Below are 25,701 nucleotides of genomic sequence, written 5' to 3' on the forward strand. Positions count from 1 at the left end.
ATGTAGGGGCGAAGTGAGCTCAAGACAATCGCCGGCGTTCACACGCGATTGTCTTCGCCGCGGTCCGGCTGACGGCCGCATTGCAGCCGCCGGATCAGGGCAGGGCGGCGAAGCCTTCGGCAAAACCCTTGAGATCGACGGGAATGCCGATGCCTTCCTCGGGCGTCTGGAAGACGATGAAGGTGGCCGAGGTGCCGTTCTTCAGCGTGTCGAGCAGCGGTTTCTCGAGGATCACTTCCGCGTAGCAGCCGTCCTGGAAGCAGCGCACGAAATAGGCGCGGCCGATGTCCTTGCCGTCGACATTGAGGCCAAGCCCGTTGGGGAGCAGCACGCCGAGCGGCGCCAGCACCCGCAGGATCTCGGCCTTGTTGTCGGCGGTGCGCAGCACCACCACCGAAAGGCCCATTTCCGGGCGGTCCTCGGCGACGACGTTTTGCATCATCACGCATTGCTCGGAAGTCGCGCCGGCCGGCGTGTCGCAGATGATCGACCACGCGCCATGCGTCGACTTGACCGTGCCGCTGGGTGGCGCGGCCGTCTGCGGCGGCGCGGCGCTTGCCGTGCCCGTCAGGCCGGCGCCAAGCAGAGCGGCAAGGAAGACGACCTTCGCCAGGGGTCTCGAAAGCCAGGAAGTCATGACGGCTCCATTGCGAATCACGGCACTTTAAGCTGCGCCAAGGCCAAGTAAAGGACGAGACCGTCGCCGGCCCGCCCCGATACCGGCAATTACGCGCTTTTCCATAGCAAATTCGCCCGAATTGCGACCGTCCGGCGGGCGGCGCGGCGATGGCCGGGGACGCCCTTTGGGTTGCGCGCAAAAATGCCGCACGGTTTCGGCCGCTCCTTTCTTGCGGAGGGAAATAGAGTATGGTTTGAACCACCTTAGGAACAGACCGGGATTCCCAATCCCGGCGGCGTTCGTTATTGGTGCGATCCGATCGCAGGAAGTGGGAGACGAGAGGGCGATGAGAAAATTCCTGGCAAGCGCCAAACTTCTGGCAGGTGCTGCAGCCGCAGGCGCGCTCCTCTCCAGCGCATCCGCCTATGCGGACCAGCCGCAGCCATGGGAGACGAGCTTCCAGACGCCCGCGACCGAGATGATGCGGCAGATCGAATGGTTCGGGAACTACACCTTCGCCTTCATCGTGGTGATCACCCTGCTGGTGCTGGTCCTGCTCGCCTATTGCATCCTGCGCTTCCGCGCCAGCGCCAACCCGGTTCCTTCGAGGACCAGCCACAACACGCTGATCGAGGTGATCTGGACGGTCGGGCCGGTCGTCGTGCTGCTGCTCATCGCTATCCCGTCCTTCCAGCTGCTCACCGCGCAATACACGCCGCCGGAAGAGGCCAAGCTTACCGTTAAGGCGACCGGCAACCAGTGGAATTGGGACTACGAATACCAGGTCGATAAGACCTTCTCCTTCAACTCGGCGGTACTCCAGGATGCTGATCGCGCCAAGGCCGGCAAGGAAGACCGCAACCTTTATCCGCGCCTGCTCGCCGTCGACAACGAGCTGGTGGTGCCGGTCAACACCATGACCCGCGTGCTGATCACGGCGACCGACGTCATCCATTCCTTCGCCGTGCCGTCCTTCGGCATCAAGATGGATGCCGTGCCCGGCCGCACCAACGAGACCTGGTTCAAGGCGGAGAAGGAAGGTCTCTACTACGGTCAGTGCTCGCAGCTCTGCGGCAAGGATCACGCCTTCATGCCGATTGCGGTTCGCGTCGTCTCAGACGCGCAGTTCAAGACCTGGCTGGAGACGGCCAAGACTGACGTGCCGGCCGCCAACAAGGCGCTGATGGCCGAGATCGACGGCACCAACAAGGTAGCGGCTGCCGGCAATTGATGCCGCGGCCAAGCAGGAATTAGGGAACGGAGCGGAACATGGCAGAGGCTCAAGCTCACGACCACCACGACCACAGGCCGCATGGCTGGGTCCGCTGGGTGTACTCGACCAACCATAAGGACATCGGCACGCTCTACCTGATCTTCGCGATCATCGCCGGCATCATCGGCGGCGCGCTCTCGGTCGCCATCCGCATGGAGCTGCAGGAGCCGGGCATCCAGATCTTCAGCGGTCTGGCACAGATGGTCTACGGTATGCAGGGCGACGCCGCCATCGACGGCGGCAAGAGCATGTACAACGCCTTCGGCGCCGCGCATGGTCTGATTATGATCTTCTTCATGGTGATGCCGGCGCTCATCGGCGGCTTCGCCAACTGGATGGTGCCGATCATGATCGGCGCGCCGGACATGGCCTTCCCGCGCATGAACAACATCTCCTTCTGGCTGCTGCCGCCGGCCTTCCTGCTTCTGCTCGGTTCGATGTTCGTGCCGAGCGCGCCGGGCGCCTTCGGCGTCGGCGGCGGCTGGACGATCTATCCGCCGCTCTCGACATCCGGCCAGCCGGGCCCCGCGATGGACCTCGCGATTCTCTCGATCCACATCGCCGGCGCCTCGTCGATCCTCGGCGCGATCAACTTCATCACCACCATCTTCAACATGCGCGCGCCGGGCATGACGATGCACAAGATGCCGCTGTTCGCCTGGGCTGTGCTGATCACCGCATTCCTGCTGCTCTTGTCGCTGCCGGTTCTGGCTGGCGGCATCACCATGCTGCTCACCGACCGCAACTTCGGCACCTCGTTCTTTGTGGCGGACAACGGCGGTGATCCGCTGCTCTTCCAGCACCTGTTCTGGTTCTTCGGCCATCCGGAGGTCTACATCCTGATCCTGCCGGGCTTCGGCATCATCAGCCACATCGTCTCGACCTTCTCGAAGAAGCCGGTCTTCGGCTATCTCGGCATGGCCTACGCCATGGTCGCGATCGGCGCCGTCGGCTTCATCGTCTGGGCGCACCACATGTACACGACCGGCCTGTCGCTCGACACGCAGCGCTATTTCGTGTTCGCCACCATGGTCATCGCGGTGCCGACCGGCGTGAAGATCTTCTCGTGGATCGCCACGATGTGGGGCGGCTCGATTAGCTTCAAGCCGCCGATGCTGTGGGCGCTGGGCTTCATCTTCCTGTTCACGATCGGTGGCGTCACCGGCGTCCAACTCGCCAATGCCGGCCTCGACCGTTCGCTGCACGACACCTATTTCGTGATCGCCCACTTCCACTACGTGCTGTCGCTGGGCGCGGTGTTCGCCATCTTCGCCGGCTGGTACTACTGGTTCCCGAAGATGACCGGCTACATGTACTCGCCGGTGATCGCCAACACCCACTTCTGGGTCACCTTCGTCGGCGTCAACCTGATCTTCTTCCCGCAGCACTTCCTCGGCCTCGCCGGCATGCCGCGCCGCACCGTCGACTATCCGGACGCGTTTGCCGGCTGGAACATGGTCTCGTCCTACGGCTCCTACATCGCGGCCGTCGGCGTTGCGATCTTCCTCTACGGCGTGTTCGAGGCCTTCCAGAAGAAGCGCGTCGCGGGCGCTAATCCGTGGGGCGAGGGAGCCACCACGCTCGAATGGCAGCTGCCTTCGCCGCCGCCGTTCCACCAGTGGGAACAGCTGCCGAAGATCAAGTAGGCAGCGTCCCGACGCATGCGAGGCCGCCGGTCAGCCGGCGGTCTTGGCCAACGGAATGATGGACTTTAAGTACGCATGGCCCTTGCCGACCACAAATTGATGGAGGAAGTTGGCTTTCGCATGTCGGAAGCCACCGCGGGCGATTTCTTCGCCCTCCTGAAGCCGCGCGTCATGTCGCTGGTCGTCTTTACGGCCTTTGTCGGCCTGGTCGCGGCGCCCGTCGCCGTCAATCCGCTGCTGGCGATGATCGCCATTCTGGCGATCGCCATCGGCGCCGGCGCCTCGGGCGCGCTCAACATGTGGTACGACGCCGACATCGACGCGGTGATGACCAGGACGGCCGGCCGGCCGGTGCCCGCCGGGCGCGTCACGCCGGGTGAGGCGCTGAGCTTCGGCCTGGTGCTCTCGGTGCTGTCGGTGATGACGCTGGGCGTGCTGGTCAACTGGCTGTCGGCGGCGCTTCTCGCCTTCACCATCTTCTTTTATGCCGTGGTCTACACGATGTGGCTGAAACGCTGGACGCCACAGAACATCGTCATCGGCGGCGCCGCCGGCGCGATTCCGCCGGTCATCGGCTGGGCGGCGGTGACCGGATCGGTCAGCCTCGAAAGCCTGATCCTGTTCCTGATCATCTTCCTCTGGACGCCGCCGCATTTCTGGGCGCTGGCGCTGTTCAAATCCGATGATTACGCCCGCGCGGGCATCCCGATGATGCCGAACGTCGCCGGACCTGCCTCCACGCGCCGCCAGATCTTTGCCTATGCGCTGATCCTGGCGCCGGTCGGTGTGCTGCCCTGGGTCCTGGGCTACACCACCGCTGCCTATGGCGCCGTTTCGGCCGTGCTGGGCGCGGGCTTTGTCTGGTACGCCTGGAAGGTGCTCGGCATGGCCGACGACGACCGCGCGATGAAGCCGGCCAAGGCGTTGTTCGGCTATTCGCTGCTCTATCTCTTCGCAATCTTCGCCGCCTATCTCGTCGACAGCATTGTCGGGCGCGCCCTCTTGACGGGGGGAGCATGATCGTGGCCGACAAGAATCTCGAACTGGTCACCTTGACCGAACGCCAGCGGAAGGCGCGGCGCAATCGCTCCGTCGCCATCGGCGTGGCGCTGGCCGCGCTCGTCATCATCTTCTACGTCGCCACCATCGTGAAGTTCGGCCACAATGCGTCTGGCCTCACGCCTACGAACTTGATGTGAGGCGGCGATGAGCGGCGAGACCACCAACAGACCCGTCAAGAAAAACAGCAACCGCGTCGTCGTGGCGGTCTGCCTGGCCTTCTTCACCGGCATGGTCGGTATGGCCTACGCGGCGGTGCCGCTTTACAAGATGTTCTGCCAGGCCACCGGCTATGGCGGCACGACGCAGCGCGCCGAGAAGCAATATGCCGGCCGTGTGCTCGACCGTGACATCACCATCCGCTTCGACGCCAACACCAACGGCATTCCGTGGCAGTTCGAGCCCGTCGCGCGCCAGGTCACCATCAAGATCGGCGAAACCACGCAGGCGCATTACAGCGCCACCAACAAGTTCGATCGCCCCATCACCGGCCGCGCCTCCTTCAACGTGCAGCCGGAAATGGCCGGCGCCTATTTCAACAAGGTGGAGTGCTTCTGCTTCACCGACACGACGCTGAAGCCCGGCGAGACGCTGGACATGCCGGTCGTGTTCTATGTCGATCCAGACATCGTCAACGTGCCGGAACTGAAGGACTTGAAGACCATCACCCTGTCCTACACGATGTTCCCGGTCGAGAAGAAACAGCCGGTCGCGTCGTCCGCGCCGGCCGCTGGCAAAAACAGCAACAAAGTTCCAGATTCCGAAGCAAGCCTCGGGGGTTGATATGGCAGACGCGCACGCAAAACCGAACCACGACTACCATCTCGTCAATCCCAGCCCCTGGCCTTTCCTGGGCTCGATCGGCGCGCTGGTCACGGCCGTCGGCGGCGTTTGCCTGATGCAGTATCTCAAGGCCGGCAACTTCCCGGTCTTCGGCCACAACATCGCCAATCCGTGGCTGTTCTTCATCGGCCTGATCATCGTGCTCTACACGATGTTCGCCTGGTGGTCGGATACCATCAAGGAAGCGCATGAGGGCCACCACACGCGCGTCGTGTCGCTGCACCTGCGCTATGGCATGATCATGTTCATCGCCTCCGAGGTGATGTTCTTCGTCGCGTGGTTCTGGGCCTTCTTCGACGCCAGCCTGTTCCCCGGCGAAGCGGCGCAATATGCCCGCACCACCTTCACCGGCGGCGTCTGGCCGCCGAAGGGCCTGGAGGTTCTCGATCCCTTCCACCTGCCGCTCTACAACACCATCATCCTGCTCACGTCGGGCACGACGGTGACCTGGGCGCATCACTCGCTCCTTCACGGCGACCGCAAGGGCCTGATCAATGGCCTGGTGCTGACAGTCGGCCTCGGCATGCTGTTCACCATGGTGCAGGCCTACGAGTACATGCACGCTCCGTTCGCCTTCAAGGATTCCATCTACGGCGCCACCTTCTTCATGGCGACCGGCTTCCACGGCTTCCACGTCATCATCGGCACCATCTTCCTGCTCGTCTGCCTGGTGCGCGCGATGCGCGGCGACTTCACCCCGAAGCAGCATTTCGGCTTCGAGGCGGCTGCCTGGTACTGGCACTTCGTTGACGTGGTCTGGCTGTTCCTGTTCAGCTGCATCTATGTCTGGGCCTCGAATGGGGCGTTGATCGAAGCCCATTAAACCGACGGTTTTCGGAATCCCCAAAGGCGGCTGCGGCGACGTGGCCGCCTTATCTTTTGCGCGAAATGCTATAGGATGCCCGACATGAGCGAAGACAAGGCAATCGAAGGCGGGGCAATCGAAGATAGGGCGATCTGGCCGCCCATCGACCCGATCTCGGCCGGGCTGCACGGCCATTGCCCGCGATGCGGCGAGGGCAAGCTGTTCTCCGGCTTCCTCACCGTCGGCAAGCGCTGCTACAATTGCGGCCTCGACTATTCCTTTGCCGATGCCGGCGACGGCCCGGCTGTCTTCGTTATCCTGATCATCGGCTTCGTCGTCGTCGGCTTGGCGCTGTGGATGGAAGTGACGCTGAGCCCGCCGCTCTGGCTGCATTTCATTTTGTGGATACCGCTGGCGCTGGTGCTGAGCCTGACGGCGCTGCGCCTGATCAAGGGCGTGCTGATCACCCTGCAATATTCGAAGAAGGCCGCGGAAGGCAGGCTGGACAGCGGCCAATGAGCGAAGCGACCGGTTCGGCTGCCGGCCCTTCGCGGCCGCGCTCGCTGTTGCTGCTTGGGCTCGGCCTCGTCCTGTTCGCTATTCTCCTTGGTCTCGGCACCTGGCAGGTCCAGCGCCTGCACTGGAAAGAAGGGCTGCTCGAGACCATCGACAGGCGCACCCACGCGGCACCTCTGCCGCTGGCCGATATCGAGAAGGAATTCGCCGCCTCTCACGATGTCGACTACACGCCGGTGACGGTGACCGGCACGTTCCTGCACCAAGGCGAGCGGCATTTCTTTTCGACCTGGGAAGGCGATACCGGCTTCAATGTCTACACGCCTTTGCAGCTCGACGACGGCCGCTTCGTGCTCGTCAACCGCGGCTTTGTTCCCTACGATCTCAAGGATCCGGCCAAGCGCCAGCAGGGCGAAATCGCGGGCAAGGTGACGGTGACCGGGCTTGCCCGTAATCCGCTGCCGGGAAAGCCCTCGATGATGCTGCCCGACAACGATGTCGCCAAGAACATCTTCTACTGGAAGGACCGCGACGTCATGGCCTCGAGCGCCGGCCTTCCGGCAGGCGCCGCGCTGGTGCCGTTCTTCATCGATGCCGACAAGACGGCCAATCCCGGCGGCTTGCCGGTCGGCGGCGTCACCATCATCGATCTGCCGAACAACCATCTGCAATATGCCGTCACCTGGTATGGCCTGGCCGCCGCCCTTGCCGCCGTGCTGATCGTCAGGCTTCGCCGCCCGGCGAAGGTGGGGTGAACGCCGCCGCTCTTGACAGGGCAGGGCTGCACGTCTCATTTCGCCTCCAGCTTCCGACTGAACCGGCCCGTTTCGATGATTGAGAAAAAGCCACCGCTGACGATCAGGCTCTGCCAGCCACGCGGCTTCTGCGCCGGCGTCGACCGCGCTATCCAGATCGTCGTGCTGGCGCTGAAGAAATACGGCGCGCCGGTCTATGTTCGCCACGAGATCGTGCACAACCGCTACGTCGTAGAGGGGCTGCAGAGCCTGGGCGCGGTGTTCATCGAGGAATTGTCCGAAATCCCGCCCGAGCATCGACAGTCGCCGGTCGTCTTTTCCGCGCATGGCGTGCCGAAATCGGTGCCGGCCGACGCCGAGGCGCGCCACCTGTTCTACCTCGACGCCACCTGTCCGCTCGTGTCGAAGGTGCACAAGCAGGCGATGCGCCACCAGCGGCTCGGCCGCCATGTGCTTTTGATCGGTCATGCCGGCCACCCGGAGGTGATCGGCACCATGGGCCAACTGCCTGAGGGTGCGGTGACCCTGATCGAGACCGAGGCGGATGCCGCAAGCTTCGTGCCGGCGGATCCGGCGGCCCTTGGCTTCGTCACCCAGACGACGCTGTCGGTCGAGGACACCGCCGGCATCATCCGGGCGCTGCAGGAGCGCTTCCCCGAGCTTCATGCGCCGGCGGCCGAATCGATCTGCTATGCCACCACCAACCGCCAGGAGGCGGTGAAGGAAACGGCCGCCGGCGCCGATCTCTATCTGATCGTCGGTGCTCCCAACTCGTCCAACTCGCGACGCCTTGTCGAAGTGGCGGAACGCGCGGGCGCCAGGATGTCGCTTCTCGTGCAGCGGGCTGCCGAAATTCCGTGGGAGGAGATCGGCGAGATTTCGACGCTCGGCCTGTCGGCCGGCGCTTCGGCGCCGGAAATCATCGTCGACGAGATCATCGACGCGTTCCGGCAGCGCTTCGACGTCACCATCGATCTGGCCATCACGGCCACGGAAACGGAGGATTTTCCGGTGATGCGGGTGTTGCGTGATGTCGAACTGACGGCGGCCGATATGGCCTTCGTCAACGGAGCCGCGTAAACCGAAATGGCTGTCTACACCGACGTCAACGAAAACGAACTCAGTGCATTCCTGAAAGCCTATCCGGTCGGCGAGCTCCTGTCCTACAAGGGCATCGCCGAAGGCACCGAGAATTCGAATTTCCTGGTCCATGCTTCCACGGGCTCCTACATCCTGACGCTCTACGAGAAGCGCGTGGACAAGGCCGATCTGCCGTTTTTCCTCGGTCTGATGGGCCATCTCGCGCGAAAAGGCATTTCCTGTCCGCTTCCGGTCACCGCGCATGACGGCACCGTCATCGGCACGCTCGCCGGCCGACCTGCCGTCATCATCACCTTCCTCGAAGGCCTGTCGCTGAGGCGGCCGACGGCCGCGCATTGCGGCGAGGTCGGCAAGGCGCTGGCCGCGCTTCATCTCGCCGGCCGGGATTTTCCGATGCAGCGGCCGAACGCGCTTGCCATCGACGGCTGGCGCAAGCTCTGGGCCGCCTCGCGCGACCGCGCCGACGAAGTCGAGCCGGGGCTGGCGGCGGAGGTCGATGCCGACTTCCTCGATTTCGAGCGCAACTGGCCGGCCGGCCTGCCGCAAGGCATCATCCATGCCGATCTCTTCCCGGACAATGTCTTCTTCCTCGGCGAGAAGTTGTCCGGCCTGATCGACTTCTATTTCGCCTGCGACGACCTCTACGCCTACGATGTCGCCACCTGCCTCAACGCCTGGTGCTTCGAGAAGGACTTTTCCTTCAACCTCACCAAGGGCACTGCGCTGCTTGCCGGCTACCAGTCGGTGCGGCCGTTGGAGAGCGAGGAAAAAGCGGCGCTGCCGATGCTGGCGCGCGGCTCGGCGCTGCGCTTCATGCTGACCAGGCTCTATGACTGGCTAACCATTCCCAATGGCGGCCTGGTGATGAAGCGCGATCCGACCGAATATATCCGCCGCATGCGCTTCCACCGGGCGATCAAGTCGCCCTCCGAATACGGACTGACATGAACAAGCAAATCGAGATCTTCACCGACGGCGCCTGCTCGGGCAATCCCGGCCCCGGCGGCTGGGGCGCGGTGCTGCGCTACAACGGCGTCACCAAGGAGCTCTCGGGCGGCGAGGCCGAGACCACCAACAACCGCATGGAATTGCTTGCGGCCATCACCGCGCTCAATGCGCTGAAGGAACCCTGCACGGTCGACCTCTATACCGACAGCAAATACGTCATGGACGGCATTTCCAAATGGATCCATGGCTGGAAGAAGAACGGCTGGAAGACCGGCGACAGGAAGCCGGTCAAGAATGGCGAGCTCTGGCAGGCGCTCGATGAGGCCAACAGGCGCCACAAGGTCACCTGGCACTGGGTGAAGGGCCATGCCGGCCATCCCGAGAACGAACGCGCCGACGAACTGGCACGGCAAGGCATGGCGCCGTTCAAGCCGAGGTCGGCAAGGCCGGCATCCGTTGCGGCCGCGCCGAAGCCGGAGGCCGCTCCGGCCAAGAAACCCGCGCCCCGACGTTCGACCCAGAGCTACTGACGCGCCGGCTTTCTCTACCGGATCAGCAGCGCCGTGGAGAACAGGCCGAGCGCGAACACCGTGTGCGACACGAGGTTTAGCGCCCGCACCAGCATCGGATTGGGCAGTTTGGACACCGCCCAGCCGGCGCCCATGCCGGGCGCCAGCAGGAACCAGCCGGCGCCGACGGTGACGATGCCGAGGATGAAGGCAGGCAGGAAGGTCGGTGCCGCCAGCCAGCCGGCTCCCGCAAGCACCACCAGGATGACGCCATAGAGGATGCCGACGAGATAGTGGAAAGCCCAGCCCAGCGCCTTCTCATGCGCGTAGGGCGTGGCCTGGCTGATATCGTCGTGGAAGACCTTCCCGGGCAGGTGCCGGACCCAGCGGCCGACCAAGCCCCAATTCGGCCGCGGCAGGCCGAACGCGTTGTTGAGTAAAATCGCCCAGACGTCCATGAAGACCGTGGCGCCGATACCGATCGCGACGGCGCGCCAGACGATATCGAGCATCAGAGTTGCTCGAGGATCTTGGCCGCGCCGCTCTCGTCGACACCCGGCTTGGTCTCGACATTGAGCGCCGTGACCTTGCCGTCGTCGACGATCATCGAAAAGCGCTTCGAGCGCAGCCCCATGCCGTTCGCGGAAAGATCGTTGTCGAGACCGACCGACTTGGCAAAATCGCCGCTGCCGTCGGCCAGATAAAGGATCTTGCCTTCGCCGCCGGTGAAGCGCGCCCAGGCACCCATGACATGCACGTCGTTGACCGAGACGACCGCGATGGTGTCGACGCCGCGCGCCAGGATGGCGTCGTGGTTCTCGAGGTAGCCCGGCAGATGGTTGTTGCTGCAAGTCGGCGTGAAGGCGCCGGGAACGCCGAACAGCACCACTTTCTTGCCGGCGAAGATTTCAGCGCCGGTCATGGACTTCGAGCCGTCGGCGGTCATCACCTTGAAGGTCGCCTCGGGCAGTTTTTCGCCAACCGAAATGGTCATGGTTTCCTCGCTTGGGAGATTGGGAAGGATTTGTGCCTGCGTATCGGACCGGGCGGCTTCCCGCAACCGTTCAGAGCAATTGCAGGAAAAGCGCCCAGCGGTTTTCCGACGGCAATTGCGGCTCCAAGAGGGGCTGGATCAAGGGAAAGGCAGCAATCCGTCGACCGAACCCTCGGCGCTGGTCAGCGTGTAATAGAGCCCGCCACCCGTGGGTGTCGCCGACGGCCGGTCGAGGATCGGCACGGTGAAGACGAGCTTGCCGTCCTTTTCGCTGCGCACCGGCGCGCCGAACATGTAGTCGCGCTCGCCGGCGATGAAGAAATCGAGCGAATCCGGGTCACCGGGGGACCGGGCCTCGACGATGAGGGTCTCGTGGTCGCCGGGCAGCACGCGGATACCGAAATCGGGCCGTGCCGGCGAGGGCAGCGTTGCAAGCGCTGTCTTGACCAGCGCCGCGTCCGTGGCGTTGTCCGGATCGGACGCCGGATCGAGGCTGAGCCGGGTCTGCACCGGAATGCAGATCGTCTCGCAGATGCCGAGGAAGACGTTGGCGTCAATGGTTGCCGGCTGGTCGGGCGACGACAGCGTGAAGGTCACCGGCAGCGACACGGGACGGTCGTAGCCGGCCCATTCGCCGTAGCCGTCGTCGTGGCGCTGCGGCGGCGGAAACGACAGCCTTGCATCGGCGATGTTGGTGCTGGCCGCGATGTCGAGCTGCGGCGGCACGCCGGCGTCGCCGGGGTCGCGCCAATAGGTTTTCCAGCCCGGTTTCAGCGCGATGTCGAGCACGCCGTGGATCTTGCCCGCCTGGTCAGGCTTGCCGCTAGTCACCAGCCGCACCTTGCCGCCTTCGCTGTTGTACCAGGCCGAGGACGATGCCTCGGCGGGCAGGCCCGCTCCCAGGCCGATGACGGCGCCGAGCGCCACAATGTTCAGGTATCGCATGGCGGTGATTTGATCGCCCGTTCTTGGCCGCGCAATGATTTCATGTTCCTGCCGGTATCATATTTGCGTGACATCCGGCAGCCTCACCATCTTTTCGGCGCGGCGGAAACGCGTTACGCTCAACCTCATGGACTTGTTGCGACACAAAAAGAAAGCCGCCGGACGCGGCTTTCTCGACGATCAGTTCCTGATTGCCATGCCCGGCATGAAGGACGACCGGTTCACGCGCTCGGTCATCTATATCTGTGCCCACAGCGACGAAGGCGCCATGGGCCTGATCATCAACCAGACGCAGCAGATGCTGTTCCCGGACCTTCTGGTGCAGCTTGGCATCGTGAACGAGCAGGAGGCGATCCGCCTGCCGGCGCATGCCCGCGACTTCGTCGTGCGCAATGGCGGGCCCGTCGATCGCAGCCGCGGCTTCGTGCTGCATTCCGGCGACTATCGCGTGGAATCCTCGCTCAGCGTCTCCGACGACATCTGCCTGACAGCCACGGTCGACATTCTGCGCGCCATCTCGACGGGCCGCGGGCCGCGTCATGCGCTGATGGCGCTCGGCTATTCCGGCTGGGGCGCCGGCCAGCTCGAAAGCGAGATCGCCGAGAATGGCTGGCTGACCTGCCCGGCGACGCCCGAGCTTCTTTTCGACGCCGATATCGAGCGCAAATACGACCGCATCCTGGCCTCGATCGGCATAGACCTCGCCCACCTCAGCGCCGCCGCCGGCCACGCATGATCCGACGAGCCGACGCCCGCGGTTGGCAGGACCGCTCCCGACTTCGTCATCCCAGGGCGAAGCAGGAGCGCAGCTCCGTCGCGGAGACCCAGGGATCCATGCCGTGACATCGACCATAGAATGCAACGGTGCAGAATTCTGAACCATAGCAACGCCTTAACGTCACGGCATGGATCCTCGGGTCAAGCCCGAGGATGACGAAACGATGGGCCTCTACGCCTGGGTCAGCGGATACTGCTCCCTCAAAGTCTTCAGAACTTGGTCGCCGGGCATCGGCGCGCCGAACATGAAGCTCTGGACATATTCGCAGCCCATCTGGCGCAGCTCCAGCGCGTCGCTCTCGTCCGAGATGCCTTCGGCCACGACCGACAGGCCGAGCTCATGCGCCATGTTGACCATGGATTTGAGCAGCACCGCCCGTTTCGGCGTGGCGTCGTCGACGAAGCTCTTGTCGATCTTTATCGTGTCGAAAGGAAAGCGCGTCAGGTAGGAGAGCGAGGAATAGCCGGTGCCGAAATCATCGAGCGACAGCCCGATGCCGAGCTGCTTCAGCTTGGTCAGCACATGCGCGGTCTGCTCGGGATTGTCCATCACAAGGGATTCGGTGAGTTCCAGGCGGAAGCAGCGCGGCTTCAGATTGGCGCGCGCGATGACCGAGCGCACGTCGCTGACGAGGTCGCGGCGAATGAGCTGCCGGCTGGAGAGGTTGACCGAAACCGACAGCGGCGCGTCGCCGATCTGCTTCTGCCAGGTCGCCAGATCCTCGGCCGCCTGCTGCATGGCGAACAGGCCGAGCTGCACGATCAGGCCGCAATTTTCGGCGACTGGGATGAAATCTCCAGGGGGGATCATGCCGCGCCGCGGATGATCCCAGCGCAACAGCGCCTCGAAGCCGGCGACGCTGCCATCCTCCAGCCGCACGATCGGCTGGTAGGCGAGGGTGAATTCGCGCCGCTCGATGGCGCGGCGAAGGTCGGATTCGAACTGCAACCGGTCGGTGCCAACGGTGCGGAAGGCCGGCCGGAACGGCTCGATCCTGTCGCCGCCGAAGCGCTTGGCCTGGTGCATGGCAAGCTCGGCGTCCTTGACCATGTCCTCGGACGAGGTCTGCGCCGTCGTCCAGGTGATCAGGCCGATCGAGGCGGTGAGCACGATCTCGCGCTTGGCGAAGGTGATCGGATTGTTGATCGCATGCTTGATGGCGTCGGCCATGGCGGCGATGCGAGCCGGATCCTGCTCCGACAGCAGCATCAGCGCAAACTGGTCGCCGGCAAAGCGCGACAGCGAATCCTTGGGCTTGAGCAGCCGGTGCAGACGGCGCGCGATGGTGAGCAGGATGGTGTCGCCGGCGGAAATGCCGAGCCCGTCATTGACCTGCTTGAAGCGGTCGATGTCGATGACGAAGACCGTCGGGCGCACCTTGTCCTCGGTGCGGGCGATCGAGATGATCGCCTCCAGCCGGTTCATGAACAGCTCGCGGTTGGGCAGGCCGGTGAGGTTGTCGTGCACGGCATCGTGCAGCAGCCTTTCCTCGGATTTCTTCTGCTCGGTGACGTCGACCATCGTGCCGACGCAGCGGATCACTTCGCCGTCCGAGCCGATCACCGGCCGCGCCCTGAGCGAGAACCAGTGATAGTGGCCGTCGGCGCCGCGCAGGCGGAAATTCTGCGCCACCCGGCCGCGGCGGTGCTCCAGCACCACGTCGAGTGTCGTGCGGAAGGTGTCGCGGTCGTCGGCATGCAGCACCGGCAGCCAGTTGCGGGCTGCACCGGACAGGCTGTTGGGGGCAAGGCCGAGCTGCAGGCTGATGTCGGGCTTGGTCACCACGCGGTCGCGCAGCACGTCCCAGTCCCACACGATGTCGCCCGATCCGGCGACCGCGAGCGCCTGGCGCTCGAGGTCGGAGAACAGGCCCTGATGCAGCGCGCCGCCGGCAAAGGCATGCTGCATGACGGTGAAGCCGATCAGAAGGATAATCAGGATCAGGCCGCCGCCCAGCGCCGGCTGGGCGATGTCGTTGTCCAGCATGCCGGTGATCGCCATCCATGAGCCGCATAGCCACAAGAGCACCATGACCCAGCTGGGCACCAGCATGATGGCGCGGTCGTAGCCGCGAATGCCGAGGAAGATGATGAGGCCGAGCCCGGTGATCGCGGTGGCGGCGAAGGAGATGCGGGCGATGCCCGCTGCGACCGCCGGGTCGACGATCGCCACCCCGGCGATGAGCAACAGCCCGAGGATCCAGACCAGCGCGCCGTAGCTGAAATGGCCGTGCCATCGGTTGAGGTTGAGATAGGCGAACAGGAACACCACGAAGGTCGCGGCCAAGGCCACTTCGGTGCCGGCCCGCCACATCTGCTCATTGCCGGGCGAGATCTCGATGACCTTGTTGAGGAAGCCGAAATCGACGCAGATATAGGCGAGCACCGCCCAGGCGAGCGCGGCGGTCGCCGGAAACATCGAGGTTCCCTTCACCACGAACAGGATCGTCAGGAACAGCGCCAGCAGGCCGGCGATGCCGATGACGATGCCGCGGAACAGCGTGTAGGAATTGACCGAATCCTTGTAGGATTCGGGCTCCCACAGATAGACCTGCGGCAGCTTCGGCGAGGCGAGCTCGGCGATGAAGGTGACGACCGTGCCGGGGTTCAGCGTCACCCGGAACACATCGGCGTCGGGGCTGGTCTGGCGGTCGAGCGCGAAGCCCTCGCTGGGCGTGATAGCCGCGATGCGGGTCGAACCGAGGTCGGGCCAGAAGATGCCGGAATTCACCAGGCGGAAATGCGGCGCGACGATCAGCCGGTCGAGCTGCTGGTCGGTGGTGTTGGCGAGCGCGAACACCGCCCAGTCGCCGCTCGAGCGCGCGTCTTTGGCCTCGACCTCGATGCGCCGCACGATGCCGTCGAGGCCTGGGGCCGTCGAGACCTGGAAATTCTCGCCCTGATTCGGATACAGATCGAAGGCGCGCGAGAGGTCGAGAGCCTTGTCGTCGCGGGCGATCTTGATCGGCTCGACGGCCAGCGCCGGCGCGGCTGCCGAGAGCGTGACGACGACCGCCAGGATGAGGGCGAACAGCGACGCGATTCGCGGAAAATTCGTCACATATCAGCCCTTCGTTCCATCGCCCGGCGGATCGTCCGCGATCCGGGCGTAGAGGTAGTGATCCTGCCAGATGCCGTTGATCCTGAGATAGGATCGCAGAAGTCCTTCGCGCCGGAATCCGGCTTTTTCAAGCACGCGGATCGACCGGGCGTTGTCGGGAATACAGGCAGCCTCGATCCGGTGCAACCTCAGCGTATCGAAGGCAAAACGCGACACCAGCTTGACCGCCTCGGTCATCAGCCCGCGGCCGCCGTAGCGTTCGCCGATCCAGTAGCCGATATGGCCGCTTTGCGCGACGCCGTGGCGGATGTTGCCGAGCGTGATGCCGCCGGCGAGCTTGCCGCTCGACTTCTCGAAAATGAAGAAGGCGATGGCCGTGCCCTGCGCATAGTCCTCACGGTAGCGGCTGATGCGCAGCCGCCAGGCGGTGCGGTCGAGCTCGTCCGGCTGCCAGCGCGGCTCCCACGGCTCCAGAAAGGCGCGGCTTTCGCCGCGCAGCGTCGACCATTCGCGGTAGTCGTTGGTCAGCGGCACGCGCAGCGTGACCTTTTCGCCCTTCAGTGCCGGCAGGTCGCGGCGAAAGAAAGGAAGCGCGAACACGGCTTTTGGTCGAAGGTTAGACGGCGAGCCTGCGGGCCGTCGTCTGCGGGCCCGCAAGCGATTCGAGGATCGCCTCGTAGGGCGCCAGCGTGCCCACGGGGCCGACCGCCGTCAGCGTCGGCTTGGTCGAGAACAGCCGCGAGGAAAGGTCGGTCAGCCGCTCGACGGTCAGCGCCGCCAGCCGCTCCATCAACTCCTCCTTGGCGATCGGCCGCCCGAACAGGAGCAATTGCCTGGCGATCTGCGAGGCGCGGCTTGCCGGGCTCTCGGCCGACATGATGAGGCCGGCGCGATATTGCGCGCGTGCCCGGTCGAGCTCTTCCTGCTGGATGCTTTCGCCTGCCTTCTGCAATTCGTCGATGATGACCGGCACCAGCTTGGCGATATCGCTCTGCCCGGTCGCGGCATGCACGCCGAAAATGCCGGTGTCGGAGAAGCCCCAGTGGAAGGCATAGACCGAGTAGCACAGGCCGCGCTTCTCGCGCACCTCCTGGAACAGCCGCGACGACATGCCGCCGCCGAGGATCATCGACAGCACCTGCGAGGCATAGAAATCGCGCACATGATAGGCGCGGCCCTCGAAACCGAGAACGATCTGCGCGTCCATCAGGTCGCGGTCCTCGCGGAAGTCGCCGCCGACATATTGCGCATATTGCGGGATGTTGCTCGTGGCCTTGGCGCGGAAGCCGCCGAGCTGCTTTTCGACCTCACGCACGAAATTGTCGTGCTTGATGTCGCCGGCGGCCACGATCACCATGCGCTCGGCGCCATATTGGCGTTCGATGAAGTCGTGCAGCTGTTTCGAGGTGAAGGACTTGACCGTCTCCGGCGTGCCGAGGATCGAGCGGCCGATGGTCTGGTGGCGGAAGGCGGTTTCGGTGAAGCGGTCGAAGACGATGTCGTCGGGCGTGTCGTGCGCGGCGCCGATCTCCTGCAGGATCACATGCTGCTCGCGCTCCAGCTCTTCGGGGTCGAACTCCGACTCCTGCAGGATGTCGGCGAGGATATCGACCGCCAGCGGCACGTCGTCTGAGAGCACCCTGGCGTAGTAGGACGTCGTCTCGACGCTGGTGGCGGCGTTGATCTCGCCGCCGACATTCTCGATTTCCGAGGCGATCTGGAAAGCGCTGCGCCGCTTGGTTCCCTTGAACGCCATGTGTTCGAGCAGATGGGCCATGCCATGCTCTTCGTCGCGTTCATTGCGGGCGCCTGACTTCACCCAGGCGCCTAGGGCAACGGATTCGAGACTTGGAAGGGTTTCGGTGGCGACTGTCAGGCCGTTCGACAGACGGCTTACCTCAACACCCATATGGCAACTACTCCCTAACGGGCCGCCCGCGTGTGGCGGCTCACGTAATCTTCCACCATTTTCAGCTCGGATGGAAGTATGGTGTACTTTTCGTCGGCTGTCATCAAGCCGGCAAGCCATGAGGGAAGCGCGGGAGTGACGCCGCTGGCGGCTTCGACCGCGGCCGGGAACTTCGCCGGATGCGCGGTGCCCAGCACCACCATCGGCACGGCGCCTGACGCGTGGCCGGCCGCCACATGCACGGCAGCGGCCGTGTGCGGATCGAGCAGGTAGCTGCTCGCTTCGAGCGTCTGGCGGATGGTTGCGGCAACCTCGTCGACGTTGGCGCGGCCAGCGTCGAACTCGGCGCGGATCCTGGCCATTTCGCCCGCTTCGATGGTGAATGCGCCGGATTGCTTCAGCCCGTTCATATAGCGCCTGACCGTCGCGGCATCGCGGCCCGCCGCCTCGAACAGCAGGCGTTCGAAGTTCGACGACACCTGGATGTCCATCGACGGCGAGGTGGTGGCGAACACGCCCTTGGTGCGGTATTCGCCGCTCGAAAGCGTGCGCGCCAATATGTCGTTGTCGTTGGTGGCGATGATCAGCCGTTCGACCGGCAGCCCCATGCGCTTGGCGGCGTAACCAGCGAAAATGTCGCCGAAATTGCCGGTCGGCACGGTGAAGGACACCGGCCGGTCGGGCGCGCCGAGCGACAGCGCCGAGGAGAAATAATAGACGATCTGGGCCATGATGCGGGCCCAGTTGATCGAATTCACGCCCGACAGCGACACACGGTCGCGGAAGCCGTGGTCGTTGAACATGTCCTTCACCAGGCCCTGGCAGTCGTCGAAATTGCCTTCAATCGACAGTGCGTAGACATTCGCCGCGCTCGACGTCGTCATCTGCCGCTGCTGTACCGGCGAGACTTTGCCGTTGGGGAAAAGGATGAAGATGTCGGTGCGGTCGCGGCCGGCGAAAGCGTCGATTGCGGCACCGCCGGTGTCGCCGGAGGTGGCGCCGACGATCGTGGCGCGTTTGTCCCGCTCGGCAAGCACATGGTCCATCAGCCGCGCGAGCAGCTGCATCGCCACATCCTTGAAGGCGAGCGTCGGGCCATGGAAAAGCTCGAGGACGAAGGTGTTTCTCCCTGTCTGCACCAGCGGGCAGACGGCGTCATGCCGGAAAGTCGCATAGGCCTCGCGCACCAGCCGCTCGAAGACGGGCGCGGCGATCTCGCCGCCGAGGAAGGGCAGGAGCACGCGGATGGCGAGATCCGGATAGGCGAGGCCGCGCATGGCGCGGATGTCGGCAGGCGAAAACTGCGGCCATTCGCGCGGCACGTAAAGCCCGCCGTCGCGCGCCAGCCCGGCCAGCACCGCGTCGGAAAATCCAAGCACGGGCGCATCCCCGCGGGTACTCACATATTGCATCGTAAAAGGCCCATCCTTGCCGGCCGCGTCATCCACGGCAAATTGGTTAATTTTCCGAGCCGGCTCAGTCGCATTTTCGCCGCGGCGTTGATATACGTCACCGGCTTTGTGAGAGGGAAGTGCAGTTCATGAGGTTTTATTCGGTCAACCGCCGTGTTGTCGCGGGTCTGGCGCTCACCGGCTTTATGCTTGCCGCCGCCGGCTGCCAATCGAGCGACAATGGCATTCTGAACTTCGGCTTCAGCAAGAAGGACCCGACCGCGCCGCCGCCGCAGGATCCGAAAGTGCTGGCAAGCCAGCTGCGCGCCTACTGCCCGAAGGTGACGCTGCGCGACGGCACCGCCTTCTTCAACACCTACGCCAAAGGCACGGCCGCCAAGCCGAAGAAAAAGAAGGCCGATGCTGCGGCGGACGCTGAAGCCCAGGCAGCCGCAGCCGCGCAGACCGGCCCCGACGGTCAGCCGGTCGACCCCAATCGCGACCCCGCCAAGATCGTCTACCAGGCCTCGATCACCGACGTGACGCGCGACTGCACGCACGAGAACGGCCAGCTGACGATGAAGATCGCCGTCGCCGGCAAGGTCGTGCCGGGCCCGCTGTTTGCGCCCGGCACCGTCACCATGCCGATCCGCGTCGCGGTCCAGCACGGGCCTGACGTGCTCTATTCGCAGCTGCATCAGTATCAGGTGCAGGTCACCGATCCGTCGGCAGCCACGCAGTTCGTCTTCACCGACGCCAACGTCGTGGTGCCGGACCCGACAGCGACCGACTACCAGGCCTATGCCGGCTATGACGAGAACACGCCGGCTGCCGCGGACAAGTCCAAGGGCAACAGGAAGAAGCGCGTCGCGGCAGCGGCGACGAACTAGCCGAGGGTTAGCTAGGGTTCGTTCGAAACTCGCTCCAGGGAGTCATATGGAGGTGGCTTCGAGAACCGGAGCGGAGCGTACGTTTAAGTACGTGAGCACCGGAAGCGCAGAAGACGCCGCCAGATGGCTGCAGGAGTAGAGTTTCCAACGAACCCTAGGCGTCTTCCGACCACTCCGACAATGCCGCGATCGTGCCGCCGAGCTCCGCGAAGCGGCGGATGACCGTCTCGGCGCCGGCCTCGGTCAGCGCGTCGGCATGGCCGGGATAGCTGTGCCCGGCGCCGGTGAAGCCGATGACGCGCATGCCGGCCGCCCGGGCGCCGGTGATGCCGTGCACGGAATCCTCGATGACGAAGGTGTTCTTCGGGTTGGCGCCGAGCTGTTCGGCGGCATAGAGGAACACGTCCGGCGCCGGCTTGGTCTTTTTGCTCGGGATGTCGAGCCCCGAGAAGATGCGCCCGGCGAAGAACGGCAGCAGCCGCACCTTCTCCAGCATGAACTCGATCCGCTCCGTGCGCGAATTGGAGCAGACGGCGCGCGGCGCGGTGACGGCCGCCACCGCCTCGCGGGCGCCGTCGATGACGCGAACGTCGCTACGCAGCTTGCGGTCGACCAGCTCCTCGGCGCGGTCGATCAGCGAAGCTTGGAACGGAATGTGGGACTTCTCCTCGAGCCGCAGCATGATGTCCTTGAAGGTCAGCCCGGCATAGGTCTCGAAAATCTCCTCCGCCGAGATCTCGAATCCGGCCGATGTCAGAAGCTCGGCCTCGACGCGCGCCGCGACGATTTCAGAATCGACGAGCACACCGTCGCAATCGAAGATGACAAGGTCTGGCTGGGGCATGGCAATCCGGAACGCAGAGAGGAAACATGGCCTGGCTGGCCCAAGCGGCGCGGCATACACCAATGGGCCGGTCTTCGCAAACCGCGCAAGGCTCAACGGCCTTCACCGAATGTTTACGCTGATCGGTAACCATAACAGCCAGTAAACCGTAACGCGTGCTTTGGGTGTTTTGATGTCTGCCGTGCGTCTTCTCGACGAGCTTTCCCACGCTCCCCTTAAGTCCGAATGGCTGGACACGATCCTGAAGGGCGACTGCGTCGCCGCCCTCGACAGGCTGCCGGAAAAGTCGATCGACGTCATCTTCGCCGACCCGCCCTACAATCTGCAGCTCGACGGCGACCTGCACCGGCCCGACCAGTCCAAGGTCGATGCCGTCGACGACGACTGGGACCAGTTCGAAAGCTTTGAGGCCTACGACGCCTTCACCCGCGCCTGGCTGCTCGCGGCGCGGCGGGTGCTGAAGCCCAATGGCACCATCTGGGTCATCGGCTCCTATCACAACATTTTCCGCGTTGGCGCCAGGATGCAGGATCTCGGCTTCTGGATCCTGAACGACGTCGTCTGGCGCAAGACCAACCCGATGCCGAACTTCCGCGGCCGCCGCTTCCAGAACGCGCATGAGACGATGATCTGGGCCTCGCGCGACCAGAAGGCCAAGGGCTACACCTTCAACTACGAGGCGCTGAAGGCTTCGAACGACGATCTGCAGATGCGCTCCGACTGGCTGTTCCCGATCTGCACGGGAGGCGAGCGCCTGAAAGATGACAACGGCAACAAGCTGCACCCGACGCAGAAGCCGGAGGCGCTGCTTGCCCGCATCATGATGGCCTCGACCAAGCCGGGCGACGTAGTGCTCGATCCCTTCTTCGGCTCGGGCACGACCGGCGCCGTCGCCAAGCGCCTCGGCCGTCACTTCGTCGGCATCGAGCGCGAGCAGGCCTATATCGACGCCGCCAATGAGCGCATCGCAGCGGTGCGGCCGCTGGAAAGCGCCGATCTCACCGTGCTTTCCGGCAAGCGCGCCGAGCCGCGCGTCGCCTTCATCAGCCTGATCGACACCGGCCTGGTGGCGCCGGGTGCCACGCTTTACGATGCCAAGAAGCGCTGGGCCGCCAAGGTGCGCGCCGACGGCACGCTGGCGATCGGCGACAGCGCCGGCTCGATCCACAAGATCGGCGCCGAGGTGCAGGGGCTCGATGCCTGCAACGGCTGGACCTTCTGGCACTATGAGCGCAGCGGCGGTCTCACCCCGATCGACGAACTGCGTCGTATCGCGCGCCTCGGCATGGAACGGGCAGGCGGTTAGAGCAGTTCAACGTTTAGTGGAGAGGTCGAACCGCTCTAACCATTTGTTTTTACGCAATTCCGGACGGAAAACCGCTAAGCACTTTTCCTGGAATTGCTCTAATCCGCTTGAATCGAAACCTTAACGGATCGCCGCAAGCGATTCAGATCAAGCCGCAATCCCAAGCCGCTGAAGGTCCGCTTTAAGCGCCTTGGCGTCGGTGAACAGCACCGCCTGCCAGCCGGCGGCCTTGGCGCCGTCGACATTCTTCTGGCTGTCGTCGATGAACAGCGTGGCGGCCGGCTCCAGGTCGAACGATGCGACGTGATGGTCGTAAATGGCCTGGTCCGGCTTGATCAGGCCGATCTCGCCCGAGACGGTGACGCCGCGCGGGCGATCGAGGAAATCGAAGCGCTGGCGGGCTTCGGCGAAAGTGTCGGCGGCGAAATTGGTCAGCATGGTCACATCGCGGCCGCTCTCGATCAGGCCGACCATGAGCGCGACGCTGTCGTCATAGGCATGCGGCACCATCTCGTGCCAATGGCGGCGGAAATTGCGGATGTTCTCGGCGTGGTCGGGATGATCGGCGATCAAAAGCGCCTCTGCCGCTTCCCATGTCCGCCCGCGATCCTGTTCGATGTTCCACTCGCTGGTGCAGACATTGTCGAAGAACCATTTCCGCTCGTCCGCATCGGGGATCAGGTTGCTGAACGCCAGGTCCGGATCGTAGTGGATCAGCACCTTGCCGATGTCGAACACGATATGGCGGATTTCGGTCATTGCGGGCCTTTCATGGGTACGTTGCTTTTAGTGCATGTTGCCCAAAAGTGCGCAGCGGTTTTGGGAAAACGACTTGCACAAGACAAAAACCCAAAGCGCGTCGCGAGGGGATCATTTCACATGCGACGCGCTTTGGTCGCGCCCGGTATCGCCGCCTCGATTACCTTTTTCATGACGGTCGGCAGCGCTTCCCCGGAAATTTCATGGGCCAGCGACCAGAAATGCCCGTCCGGCACATCACCCTTGATGTGGGCATGAAATACGTCGAGTTCGAGCGCGAAATGCGTGAAGACATGGCCGATGCGTCCGGCGCGCCGCCAGTCGGCGGCAAAGGGCGCGGCGTCTTCAGTGGTTGCCCCGTCGACCCGCGCCGTCCACGCCGTCGTCGGCACCTCGGTCATGCCACCGAGCAGTCCCTTGTCGGGCCGCTTGCGCAACAGGATGGCGCCGTCGCCGCGTTCGGCGACGAAGGCAGCACCCCGCCTGAGCGGCTTGTCGTCTTTCGGCAGACGGACCGGAAAGCGTTCAGGATCGCCCGAAAGGATGGCGCTGCAATCCTCGCGCAGCGGGCACAGCATGCAGCGCGGCCGCCGCGGCGTGCAGGTCGTCGCGCCGAGATCCATCATCGCCTGGGCGAAGTCGCCGGGCCTCGTCCGCGGCACCAGTTTTTCGACCAGTGCGCGGATTTCGGGTTTGGCCTCGCTGAGCGGCGTTTCGATCGAATGGAGCCGCGAGATGACGCGCTCGACATTGCCGTCGACGACGGCGGCCGGCCCGTCGAAGGCGATCGCCGCGATCGCCGCCGCCGTGTAGGCGCCGATGCCCGGCAATTCCTTCAGCCCGGCTTCGGTCTCGGGAAAGCGGCCGCCCCGCTGCACCACGAGATCGGCGCAGGCCTTGAGGTTGCGCGCCCGGGAGTAATAGCCGAGCCCGGCCCAGGCTTTCATGACATCCTCGGCGGGCGCGGCAGCCAGCGCCTCGACCGTCGGCCATTTCTCGACAAACGTCCGGAAATAGGCTTTCACCGCTTCGACCGTGGTCTGCTGCAGCATGACCTCGGAGAGCCAGACGCGGTAGGGATCAGGCCTTGTCCCGCGCGCAAAGGCTACCGGCGTCACGCGCCAGGGCAGGTCGCGGTGATGCGCGTCGTACCAGGCAAGCAGCCGGGCGGCGATGCTGCTGTCTCCGGATACGGCCTTCTCGGCCTTGCGGGTCTGGTCTTGCGGTGCCATTGATCGGGTGAGCTTGGGATCGGAGAACGCACATGGCAGGGAAAAAGCCCTACGGCAATCCCGTTCCGGTGAGCGATCTCGCGACCGAGATCCTCGATCCGGTGCTGAGGAAGCGCGCCGGCATCTCGATCGGGCTGGTGCAATCCTGGGAAGAGATCGCCGGTCCGCGGCTGGCCAGCCATTCGCGCCCGGAAAAGATCCAATGGCCGCGCCGCCTGCATGAGGACGATCCGTTCGAGCCGGCGGTGCTCATCATCGCCTGCGAAGGGATAGCGGCGCTGCACCTGCAACATGAGGCCGGCGAGGTCATCAACCGCGTCAACGCCTTTTTGGGTTTCAACGCCATCGGCCGCATCAAGATCTTGCAGAAGCCGGTGCTTTCGGCCAAAGCGCGACCGAAACCAGCGCCGAGGCCGCTCAGCGAGGCTGAGAAATCGAAGCTGGCGCGCACTGTCGGCAAGATCGAGGATGACGGACTGCGTGCTTCGCTCGAGCGGCTAGGCGCGACCATTCTGGGACAAAAAAAGCCTTGAGCATGTCTCCCGAACGTGCGCAACGGTCTCGGCAAGAGACATCCGGCGTGCTGCAAAATTGTCGTCAATGTCGCGTATTCGTGATCGCGCCCGAAAAATTGGCGATTGGATTGGGGACGGCGATGCCTTAATTCGCGCCAACTCTCGCCTTTTCTAGCCCTTGCATTGCAAAATCCAACCGATATCAGGTGATTCGCATGAACCGCTCTTTGTCCCGCAGGAACCTTTTGACCACGCTGGCCGTCGTTCCGGCAGTGGCGCTGCTTGCCGCATGCAGCGACTCGGGCGAGGAGGCGAAGGCGAACAATGTGAAGCCTGCTGATCCGTCGACGCCCGCCAAGCCGGCAACGCCGGCCGCCGTTCAGGTGCCGGAAGCGCAGGGCACGGTCGACATGGCGGAACTGCTGAAGCCCGGCGCCTTGCCCGAAAAGCAACTCGGCAAGGACGACGCCAAGGTCACCATCGTCGAATATGCCTCGATGACCTGCCCGCATTGCGCGCATTTCAACGACGCCACCTTCCCGCAGTTGAAGTCGAAATATATCGACACCGGCAAGGTGCGCTACATCCTGCGCGAATTCCCCTTCGACCCGAGCGCCGAGGCCGGCTTCATGCTGGCGCGCTGCGCCAAGGACAACTACTTCGCCATGGTCGACGTGCTGTTCAAGCAGCAGCCGAGCTGGGTTGGCGTCAACAACACCAAGGAAGCGCTGCTGCAGATATCCAAGCTCGCCGGTTTTACACAGGAGTCCTTCGAGGCCTGCTTGACGGATCAGAAGCTTCTGGACGATGTGAGAGCAGTCCAGAAACGCGGAGCGGACGAGTTCAAGGTCGACTCGACGCCGACCTTCTTCATCAACGGTAAGACCTACAAAGGGGCGATGTCGATTGAGGAAATGTCGGCCATCATCGACCCTCTGCTCTGACGTCCAGGCCGCGCCGAAGCCTTCCGGCTTCGGCATGTTGGCCTTTGCGGGGCGGCGCGA

The 25,701-nt window shown here is 64.1% G+C and carries 27 protein-coding genes; 16 read left to right on the forward strand and 11 right to left on the reverse strand.

The window, feature by feature from the left end; translation table 11 throughout:
- Nucleotides 1–94 precede the first annotated feature (94 nt).
- Nucleotides 95–637 carry an invasion associated locus B family protein gene (locus tag RFN30_RS01595; protein ID WP_320260384.1) on the reverse strand — a complete coding sequence of 181 codons (543 nt, stop codon included), beginning with the start codon at nucleotides 635–637 and terminating at the stop codon, nucleotides 95–97.
- A gap of 328 nt (nucleotides 638–965) precedes the next feature.
- On the opposite strand from RFN30_RS01595, the gene coxB reads away from it, so the two are divergent.
- From coxB to rnhA, 11 genes are all read left to right on the forward strand, one after another.
- Complete coding sequence (gene coxB, locus RFN30_RS01600; RefSeq protein ID WP_320260385.1) at nucleotides 966–1,850, forward strand: cytochrome c oxidase subunit II; 885 nt, start codon at nucleotides 966–968, stop codon at nucleotides 1,848–1,850.
- 38 nt (nucleotides 1,851–1,888) lie between these two features.
- On the forward strand, nucleotides 1,889–3,538 hold the full coding sequence (gene ctaD / locus RFN30_RS01605) for a cytochrome c oxidase subunit I (RefSeq protein ID WP_320260386.1): 1,650 nt from the start codon (nucleotides 1,889–1,891) through the stop codon (nucleotides 3,536–3,538).
- A gap of 75 nt (nucleotides 3,539–3,613) precedes the next feature.
- The gene (locus tag RFN30_RS01610) at nucleotides 3,614–4,558 is read left to right on the forward strand and encodes a heme o synthase (protein ID WP_320260388.1); all 945 of its coding nucleotides are present in this window, start codon (nucleotides 3,614–3,616) and stop codon (nucleotides 4,556–4,558) included.
- Nucleotides 4,555–4,737 carry a cytochrome c oxidase system small membrane protein gene (locus RFN30_RS01615; RefSeq protein ID WP_126101449.1) on the forward strand — a complete coding sequence of 61 codons (183 nt, stop codon included), beginning with the start codon at nucleotides 4,555–4,557 and terminating at the stop codon, nucleotides 4,735–4,737. The genes RFN30_RS01610 and RFN30_RS01615 overlap by 4 nt, the downstream gene beginning before the upstream one ends.
- 7 nt (nucleotides 4,738–4,744) lie before the next feature.
- A complete protein-coding gene (locus RFN30_RS01620; protein WP_320260389.1) occupies nucleotides 4,745–5,380 on the forward strand; it encodes a cytochrome c oxidase assembly protein in 636 nt (211 codons plus the stop codon).
- A 1-nt stretch (nucleotide 5,381) separates the two neighbouring features.
- A complete protein-coding gene (locus tag RFN30_RS01625) occupies nucleotides 5,382–6,263 on the forward strand; it encodes a cytochrome c oxidase subunit 3 (RefSeq protein ID WP_320260390.1) in 882 nt (293 codons plus the stop codon).
- An 84-nt stretch (nucleotides 6,264–6,347) separates the two neighbouring features.
- On the forward strand, nucleotides 6,348–6,764 hold the full coding sequence (locus RFN30_RS01630) for a DUF983 domain-containing protein (protein ID WP_430694710.1): 417 nt from the start codon (nucleotides 6,348–6,350) through the stop codon (nucleotides 6,762–6,764).
- A complete protein-coding gene (locus RFN30_RS01635; RefSeq protein WP_320260392.1) occupies nucleotides 6,761–7,516 on the forward strand; it encodes an SURF1 family protein in 756 nt (251 codons plus the stop codon). The genes RFN30_RS01630 and RFN30_RS01635 overlap by 4 nt, the downstream gene beginning before the upstream one ends.
- A gap of 75 nt (nucleotides 7,517–7,591) precedes the next feature.
- Entirely contained in the window at nucleotides 7,592–8,596 is a 1,005-nt protein-coding gene (gene ispH, locus RFN30_RS01640; RefSeq protein ID WP_320260393.1) for a 4-hydroxy-3-methylbut-2-enyl diphosphate reductase, read from the forward strand.
- Nucleotides 8,597–8,602: 6 nt separating this feature from the next.
- Nucleotides 8,603–9,565, forward strand: a complete 963-nt coding sequence (locus RFN30_RS01645; RefSeq protein ID WP_320260394.1) for a homoserine kinase — start codon at nucleotides 8,603–8,605, stop codon at nucleotides 9,563–9,565.
- Nucleotides 9,562–10,095 (forward strand): ribonuclease HI, encoded by a 534-nt coding sequence (rnhA, locus tag RFN30_RS01650; protein ID WP_320260395.1) that lies wholly within the window; start codon nucleotides 9,562–9,564, stop codon nucleotides 10,093–10,095. Before RFN30_RS01645 ends, rnhA begins: the two co-directional genes overlap by 4 nt.
- A gap of 14 nt (nucleotides 10,096–10,109) precedes the next feature.
- On the opposite strand, the gene RFN30_RS01655 is transcribed toward rnhA, so the two are convergent.
- From RFN30_RS01655 to RFN30_RS01665, 3 genes are all read right to left on the reverse strand, one after another.
- Entirely contained in the window at nucleotides 10,110–10,586 is a 477-nt protein-coding gene (locus tag RFN30_RS01655) for a DUF2938 domain-containing protein (RefSeq protein WP_320260396.1), read from the reverse strand.
- Nucleotides 10,586–11,068 carry a peroxiredoxin gene (locus tag RFN30_RS01660; RefSeq protein ID WP_320260397.1) on the reverse strand — a complete coding sequence of 161 codons (483 nt, stop codon included), beginning with the start codon at nucleotides 11,066–11,068 and terminating at the stop codon, nucleotides 10,586–10,588. The genes RFN30_RS01655 and RFN30_RS01660 overlap by 1 nt, the downstream gene beginning before the upstream one ends.
- Nucleotides 11,069–11,206: 138 nt before the next feature.
- Nucleotides 11,207–12,013 (reverse strand): protein-disulfide reductase DsbD domain-containing protein, encoded by an 807-nt coding sequence (locus RFN30_RS01665; protein ID WP_320260398.1) that lies wholly within the window; start codon nucleotides 12,011–12,013, stop codon nucleotides 11,207–11,209.
- 127 nt (nucleotides 12,014–12,140) lie between these two features.
- On the opposite strand from RFN30_RS01665, the gene RFN30_RS01670 reads away from it, so the two are divergent.
- The gene (locus tag RFN30_RS01670) at nucleotides 12,141–12,749 is read left to right on the forward strand and encodes a YqgE/AlgH family protein (protein ID WP_320260948.1); all 609 of its coding nucleotides are present in this window, start codon (nucleotides 12,141–12,143) and stop codon (nucleotides 12,747–12,749) included.
- 213 nt (nucleotides 12,750–12,962) lie between these two features.
- Here RFN30_RS01670 and RFN30_RS01675 read toward each other — a convergent pair whose 3' ends face one another.
- The 4 genes from RFN30_RS01675 to thrC are packed head-to-tail and all read right to left on the reverse strand — an operon-like array spanning nucleotide 12,963 to nucleotide 19,172.
- Nucleotides 12,963–15,851: an EAL domain-containing protein gene (locus RFN30_RS01675; RefSeq protein WP_320260399.1), complete on the reverse strand. Its 2,889-nt coding sequence runs from the start codon at nucleotides 15,849–15,851 to the stop codon at nucleotides 12,963–12,965.
- 3 nt (nucleotides 15,852–15,854) lie between these two features.
- Nucleotides 15,855–16,451, reverse strand: coding sequence for a GNAT family N-acetyltransferase (locus tag RFN30_RS01680; RefSeq protein ID WP_320260400.1), 597 nt, complete (start codon nucleotides 16,449–16,451; stop codon nucleotides 15,855–15,857).
- A gap of 16 nt (nucleotides 16,452–16,467) precedes the next feature.
- A complete protein-coding gene (locus tag RFN30_RS01685; RefSeq protein ID WP_320260402.1) occupies nucleotides 16,468–17,760 on the reverse strand; it encodes a M16 family metallopeptidase in 1,293 nt (430 codons plus the stop codon).
- 14 nt (nucleotides 17,761–17,774) lie between these two features.
- On the reverse strand, nucleotides 17,775–19,172 hold the full coding sequence (thrC, locus tag RFN30_RS01690) for a threonine synthase (protein ID WP_320260403.1): 1,398 nt from the start codon (nucleotides 19,170–19,172) through the stop codon (nucleotides 17,775–17,777).
- 128 nt (nucleotides 19,173–19,300) lie between these two features.
- Here thrC and RFN30_RS01695 point away from each other — a divergent pair, with 128 nt between their 5' ends.
- Complete coding sequence (locus RFN30_RS01695) at nucleotides 19,301–20,041, forward strand: hypothetical protein (protein WP_320260405.1); 741 nt, start codon at nucleotides 19,301–19,303, stop codon at nucleotides 20,039–20,041.
- 154 nt (nucleotides 20,042–20,195) lie between these two features.
- Here the strand turns inward: RFN30_RS01695 and RFN30_RS01700 are convergent, their stop codons facing one another.
- Nucleotides 20,196–20,885 (reverse strand): HAD family hydrolase, encoded by a 690-nt coding sequence (locus tag RFN30_RS01700; protein ID WP_320260406.1) that lies wholly within the window; start codon nucleotides 20,883–20,885, stop codon nucleotides 20,196–20,198.
- A 172-nt stretch (nucleotides 20,886–21,057) separates the two neighbouring features.
- Here RFN30_RS01700 and RFN30_RS01705 point away from each other — a divergent pair, with 172 nt between their 5' ends.
- On the forward strand, nucleotides 21,058–22,191 hold the full coding sequence (locus RFN30_RS01705) for a site-specific DNA-methyltransferase (protein WP_320260407.1): 1,134 nt from the start codon (nucleotides 21,058–21,060) through the stop codon (nucleotides 22,189–22,191).
- 147 nt (nucleotides 22,192–22,338) lie between these two features.
- Here the strand turns inward: RFN30_RS01705 and RFN30_RS01710 are convergent, their stop codons facing one another.
- Complete coding sequence (locus tag RFN30_RS01710) at nucleotides 22,339–22,950, reverse strand: HAD family hydrolase (RefSeq protein WP_320260408.1); 612 nt, start codon at nucleotides 22,948–22,950, stop codon at nucleotides 22,339–22,341.
- A 116-nt stretch (nucleotides 22,951–23,066) separates the two neighbouring features.
- The gene (gene mutY, locus RFN30_RS01715; protein ID WP_320260409.1) at nucleotides 23,067–24,182 is read right to left on the reverse strand and encodes an A/G-specific adenine glycosylase; all 1,116 of its coding nucleotides are present in this window, start codon (nucleotides 24,180–24,182) and stop codon (nucleotides 23,067–23,069) included.
- Between the two features lie 32 nt (nucleotides 24,183–24,214).
- Between mutY and RFN30_RS01720 the strand changes: the two genes are divergently transcribed.
- Complete coding sequence (locus RFN30_RS01720) at nucleotides 24,215–24,715, forward strand: DUF721 domain-containing protein (RefSeq protein ID WP_320260410.1); 501 nt, start codon at nucleotides 24,215–24,217, stop codon at nucleotides 24,713–24,715.
- 197 nt (nucleotides 24,716–24,912) lie between these two features.
- Nucleotides 24,913–25,641, forward strand: coding sequence for a DsbA family protein (locus tag RFN30_RS01725; RefSeq protein ID WP_320260411.1), 729 nt, complete (start codon nucleotides 24,913–24,915; stop codon nucleotides 25,639–25,641).
- Nucleotides 25,642–25,701 lie beyond the last annotated feature (60 nt).

The sequence above is a fragment of the Mesorhizobium dulcispinae genome, from assembly GCF_033977345.1.
GTDB classification, from domain to species: Bacteria; Pseudomonadota; Alphaproteobacteria; order Rhizobiales; family Rhizobiaceae; genus Mesorhizobium; species Mesorhizobium dulcispinae.

What these genes read in the sequence shown, in the direction of transcription:
- RFN30_RS01595 (WP_320260384.1), bottom strand. Translation starts at nt 637, where the DNA reads ATGACTTCCTGGCTTTCGAGACCCCTGGCGAAGGTCGTCTTCCTTGCC.
- coxB (WP_320260385.1), top strand. Translation starts at nt 966, where the DNA reads ATGAGAAAATTCCTGGCAAGCGCCAAACTTCTGGCAGGTGCTGCAGCC.
- ctaD (WP_320260386.1), top strand. Translation starts at nt 1,889, where the DNA reads ATGGCAGAGGCTCAAGCTCACGACCACCACGACCACAGGCCGCATGGC.
- RFN30_RS01610 (WP_320260388.1), top strand. Translation starts at nt 3,614, where the DNA reads ATGGCCCTTGCCGACCACAAATTGATGGAGGAAGTTGGCTTTCGCATG.
- RFN30_RS01615 (WP_126101449.1), top strand. Translation starts at nt 4,555, where the DNA reads ATGATCGTGGCCGACAAGAATCTCGAACTGGTCACCTTGACCGAACGC.
- RFN30_RS01620 (WP_320260389.1), top strand. Translation starts at nt 4,745, where the DNA reads ATGAGCGGCGAGACCACCAACAGACCCGTCAAGAAAAACAGCAACCGC.
- RFN30_RS01625 (WP_320260390.1), top strand. Translation starts at nt 5,382, where the DNA reads ATGGCAGACGCGCACGCAAAACCGAACCACGACTACCATCTCGTCAAT.
- RFN30_RS01630 (WP_430694710.1), top strand. Translation starts at nt 6,348, where the DNA reads ATGAGCGAAGACAAGGCAATCGAAGGCGGGGCAATCGAAGATAGGGCG.
- RFN30_RS01635 (WP_320260392.1), top strand. Translation starts at nt 6,761, where the DNA reads ATGAGCGAAGCGACCGGTTCGGCTGCCGGCCCTTCGCGGCCGCGCTCG.
- ispH (WP_320260393.1), top strand. Translation starts at nt 7,592, where the DNA reads ATGATTGAGAAAAAGCCACCGCTGACGATCAGGCTCTGCCAGCCACGC.
- RFN30_RS01645 (WP_320260394.1), top strand. Translation starts at nt 8,603, where the DNA reads ATGGCTGTCTACACCGACGTCAACGAAAACGAACTCAGTGCATTCCTG.
- rnhA (WP_320260395.1), top strand. Translation starts at nt 9,562, where the DNA reads ATGAACAAGCAAATCGAGATCTTCACCGACGGCGCCTGCTCGGGCAAT.
- RFN30_RS01655 (WP_320260396.1), bottom strand. Translation starts at nt 10,586, where the DNA reads ATGCTCGATATCGTCTGGCGCGCCGTCGCGATCGGTATCGGCGCCACG.
- RFN30_RS01660 (WP_320260397.1), bottom strand. Translation starts at nt 11,068, where the DNA reads ATGACCATTTCGGTTGGCGAAAAACTGCCCGAGGCGACCTTCAAGGTG.
- RFN30_RS01665 (WP_320260398.1), bottom strand. Translation starts at nt 12,013, where the DNA reads ATGCGATACCTGAACATTGTGGCGCTCGGCGCCGTCATCGGCCTGGGA.
- RFN30_RS01670 (WP_320260948.1), top strand. Translation starts at nt 12,141, where the DNA reads ATGGACTTGTTGCGACACAAAAAGAAAGCCGCCGGACGCGGCTTTCTC.
- RFN30_RS01685 (WP_320260402.1), bottom strand. Translation starts at nt 17,760, where the DNA reads ATGGGTGTTGAGGTAAGCCGTCTGTCGAACGGCCTGACAGTCGCCACC.
- thrC (WP_320260403.1), bottom strand. Translation starts at nt 19,172, where the DNA reads ATGCAATATGTGAGTACCCGCGGGGATGCGCCCGTGCTTGGATTTTCC.
- RFN30_RS01695 (WP_320260405.1), top strand. Translation starts at nt 19,301, where the DNA reads ATGAGGTTTTATTCGGTCAACCGCCGTGTTGTCGCGGGTCTGGCGCTC.
- RFN30_RS01700 (WP_320260406.1), bottom strand. Translation starts at nt 20,885, where the DNA reads ATGCCCCAGCCAGACCTTGTCATCTTCGATTGCGACGGTGTGCTCGTC.
- RFN30_RS01705 (WP_320260407.1), top strand. Translation starts at nt 21,058, where the DNA reads ATGTCTGCCGTGCGTCTTCTCGACGAGCTTTCCCACGCTCCCCTTAAG.
- RFN30_RS01710 (WP_320260408.1), bottom strand. Translation starts at nt 22,950, where the DNA reads ATGACCGAAATCCGCCATATCGTGTTCGACATCGGCAAGGTGCTGATC.
- mutY (WP_320260409.1), bottom strand. Translation starts at nt 24,182, where the DNA reads ATGGCACCGCAAGACCAGACCCGCAAGGCCGAGAAGGCCGTATCCGGA.
- RFN30_RS01720 (WP_320260410.1), top strand. Translation starts at nt 24,215, where the DNA reads ATGGCAGGGAAAAAGCCCTACGGCAATCCCGTTCCGGTGAGCGATCTC.
- RFN30_RS01725 (WP_320260411.1), top strand. Translation starts at nt 24,913, where the DNA reads ATGAACCGCTCTTTGTCCCGCAGGAACCTTTTGACCACGCTGGCCGTC.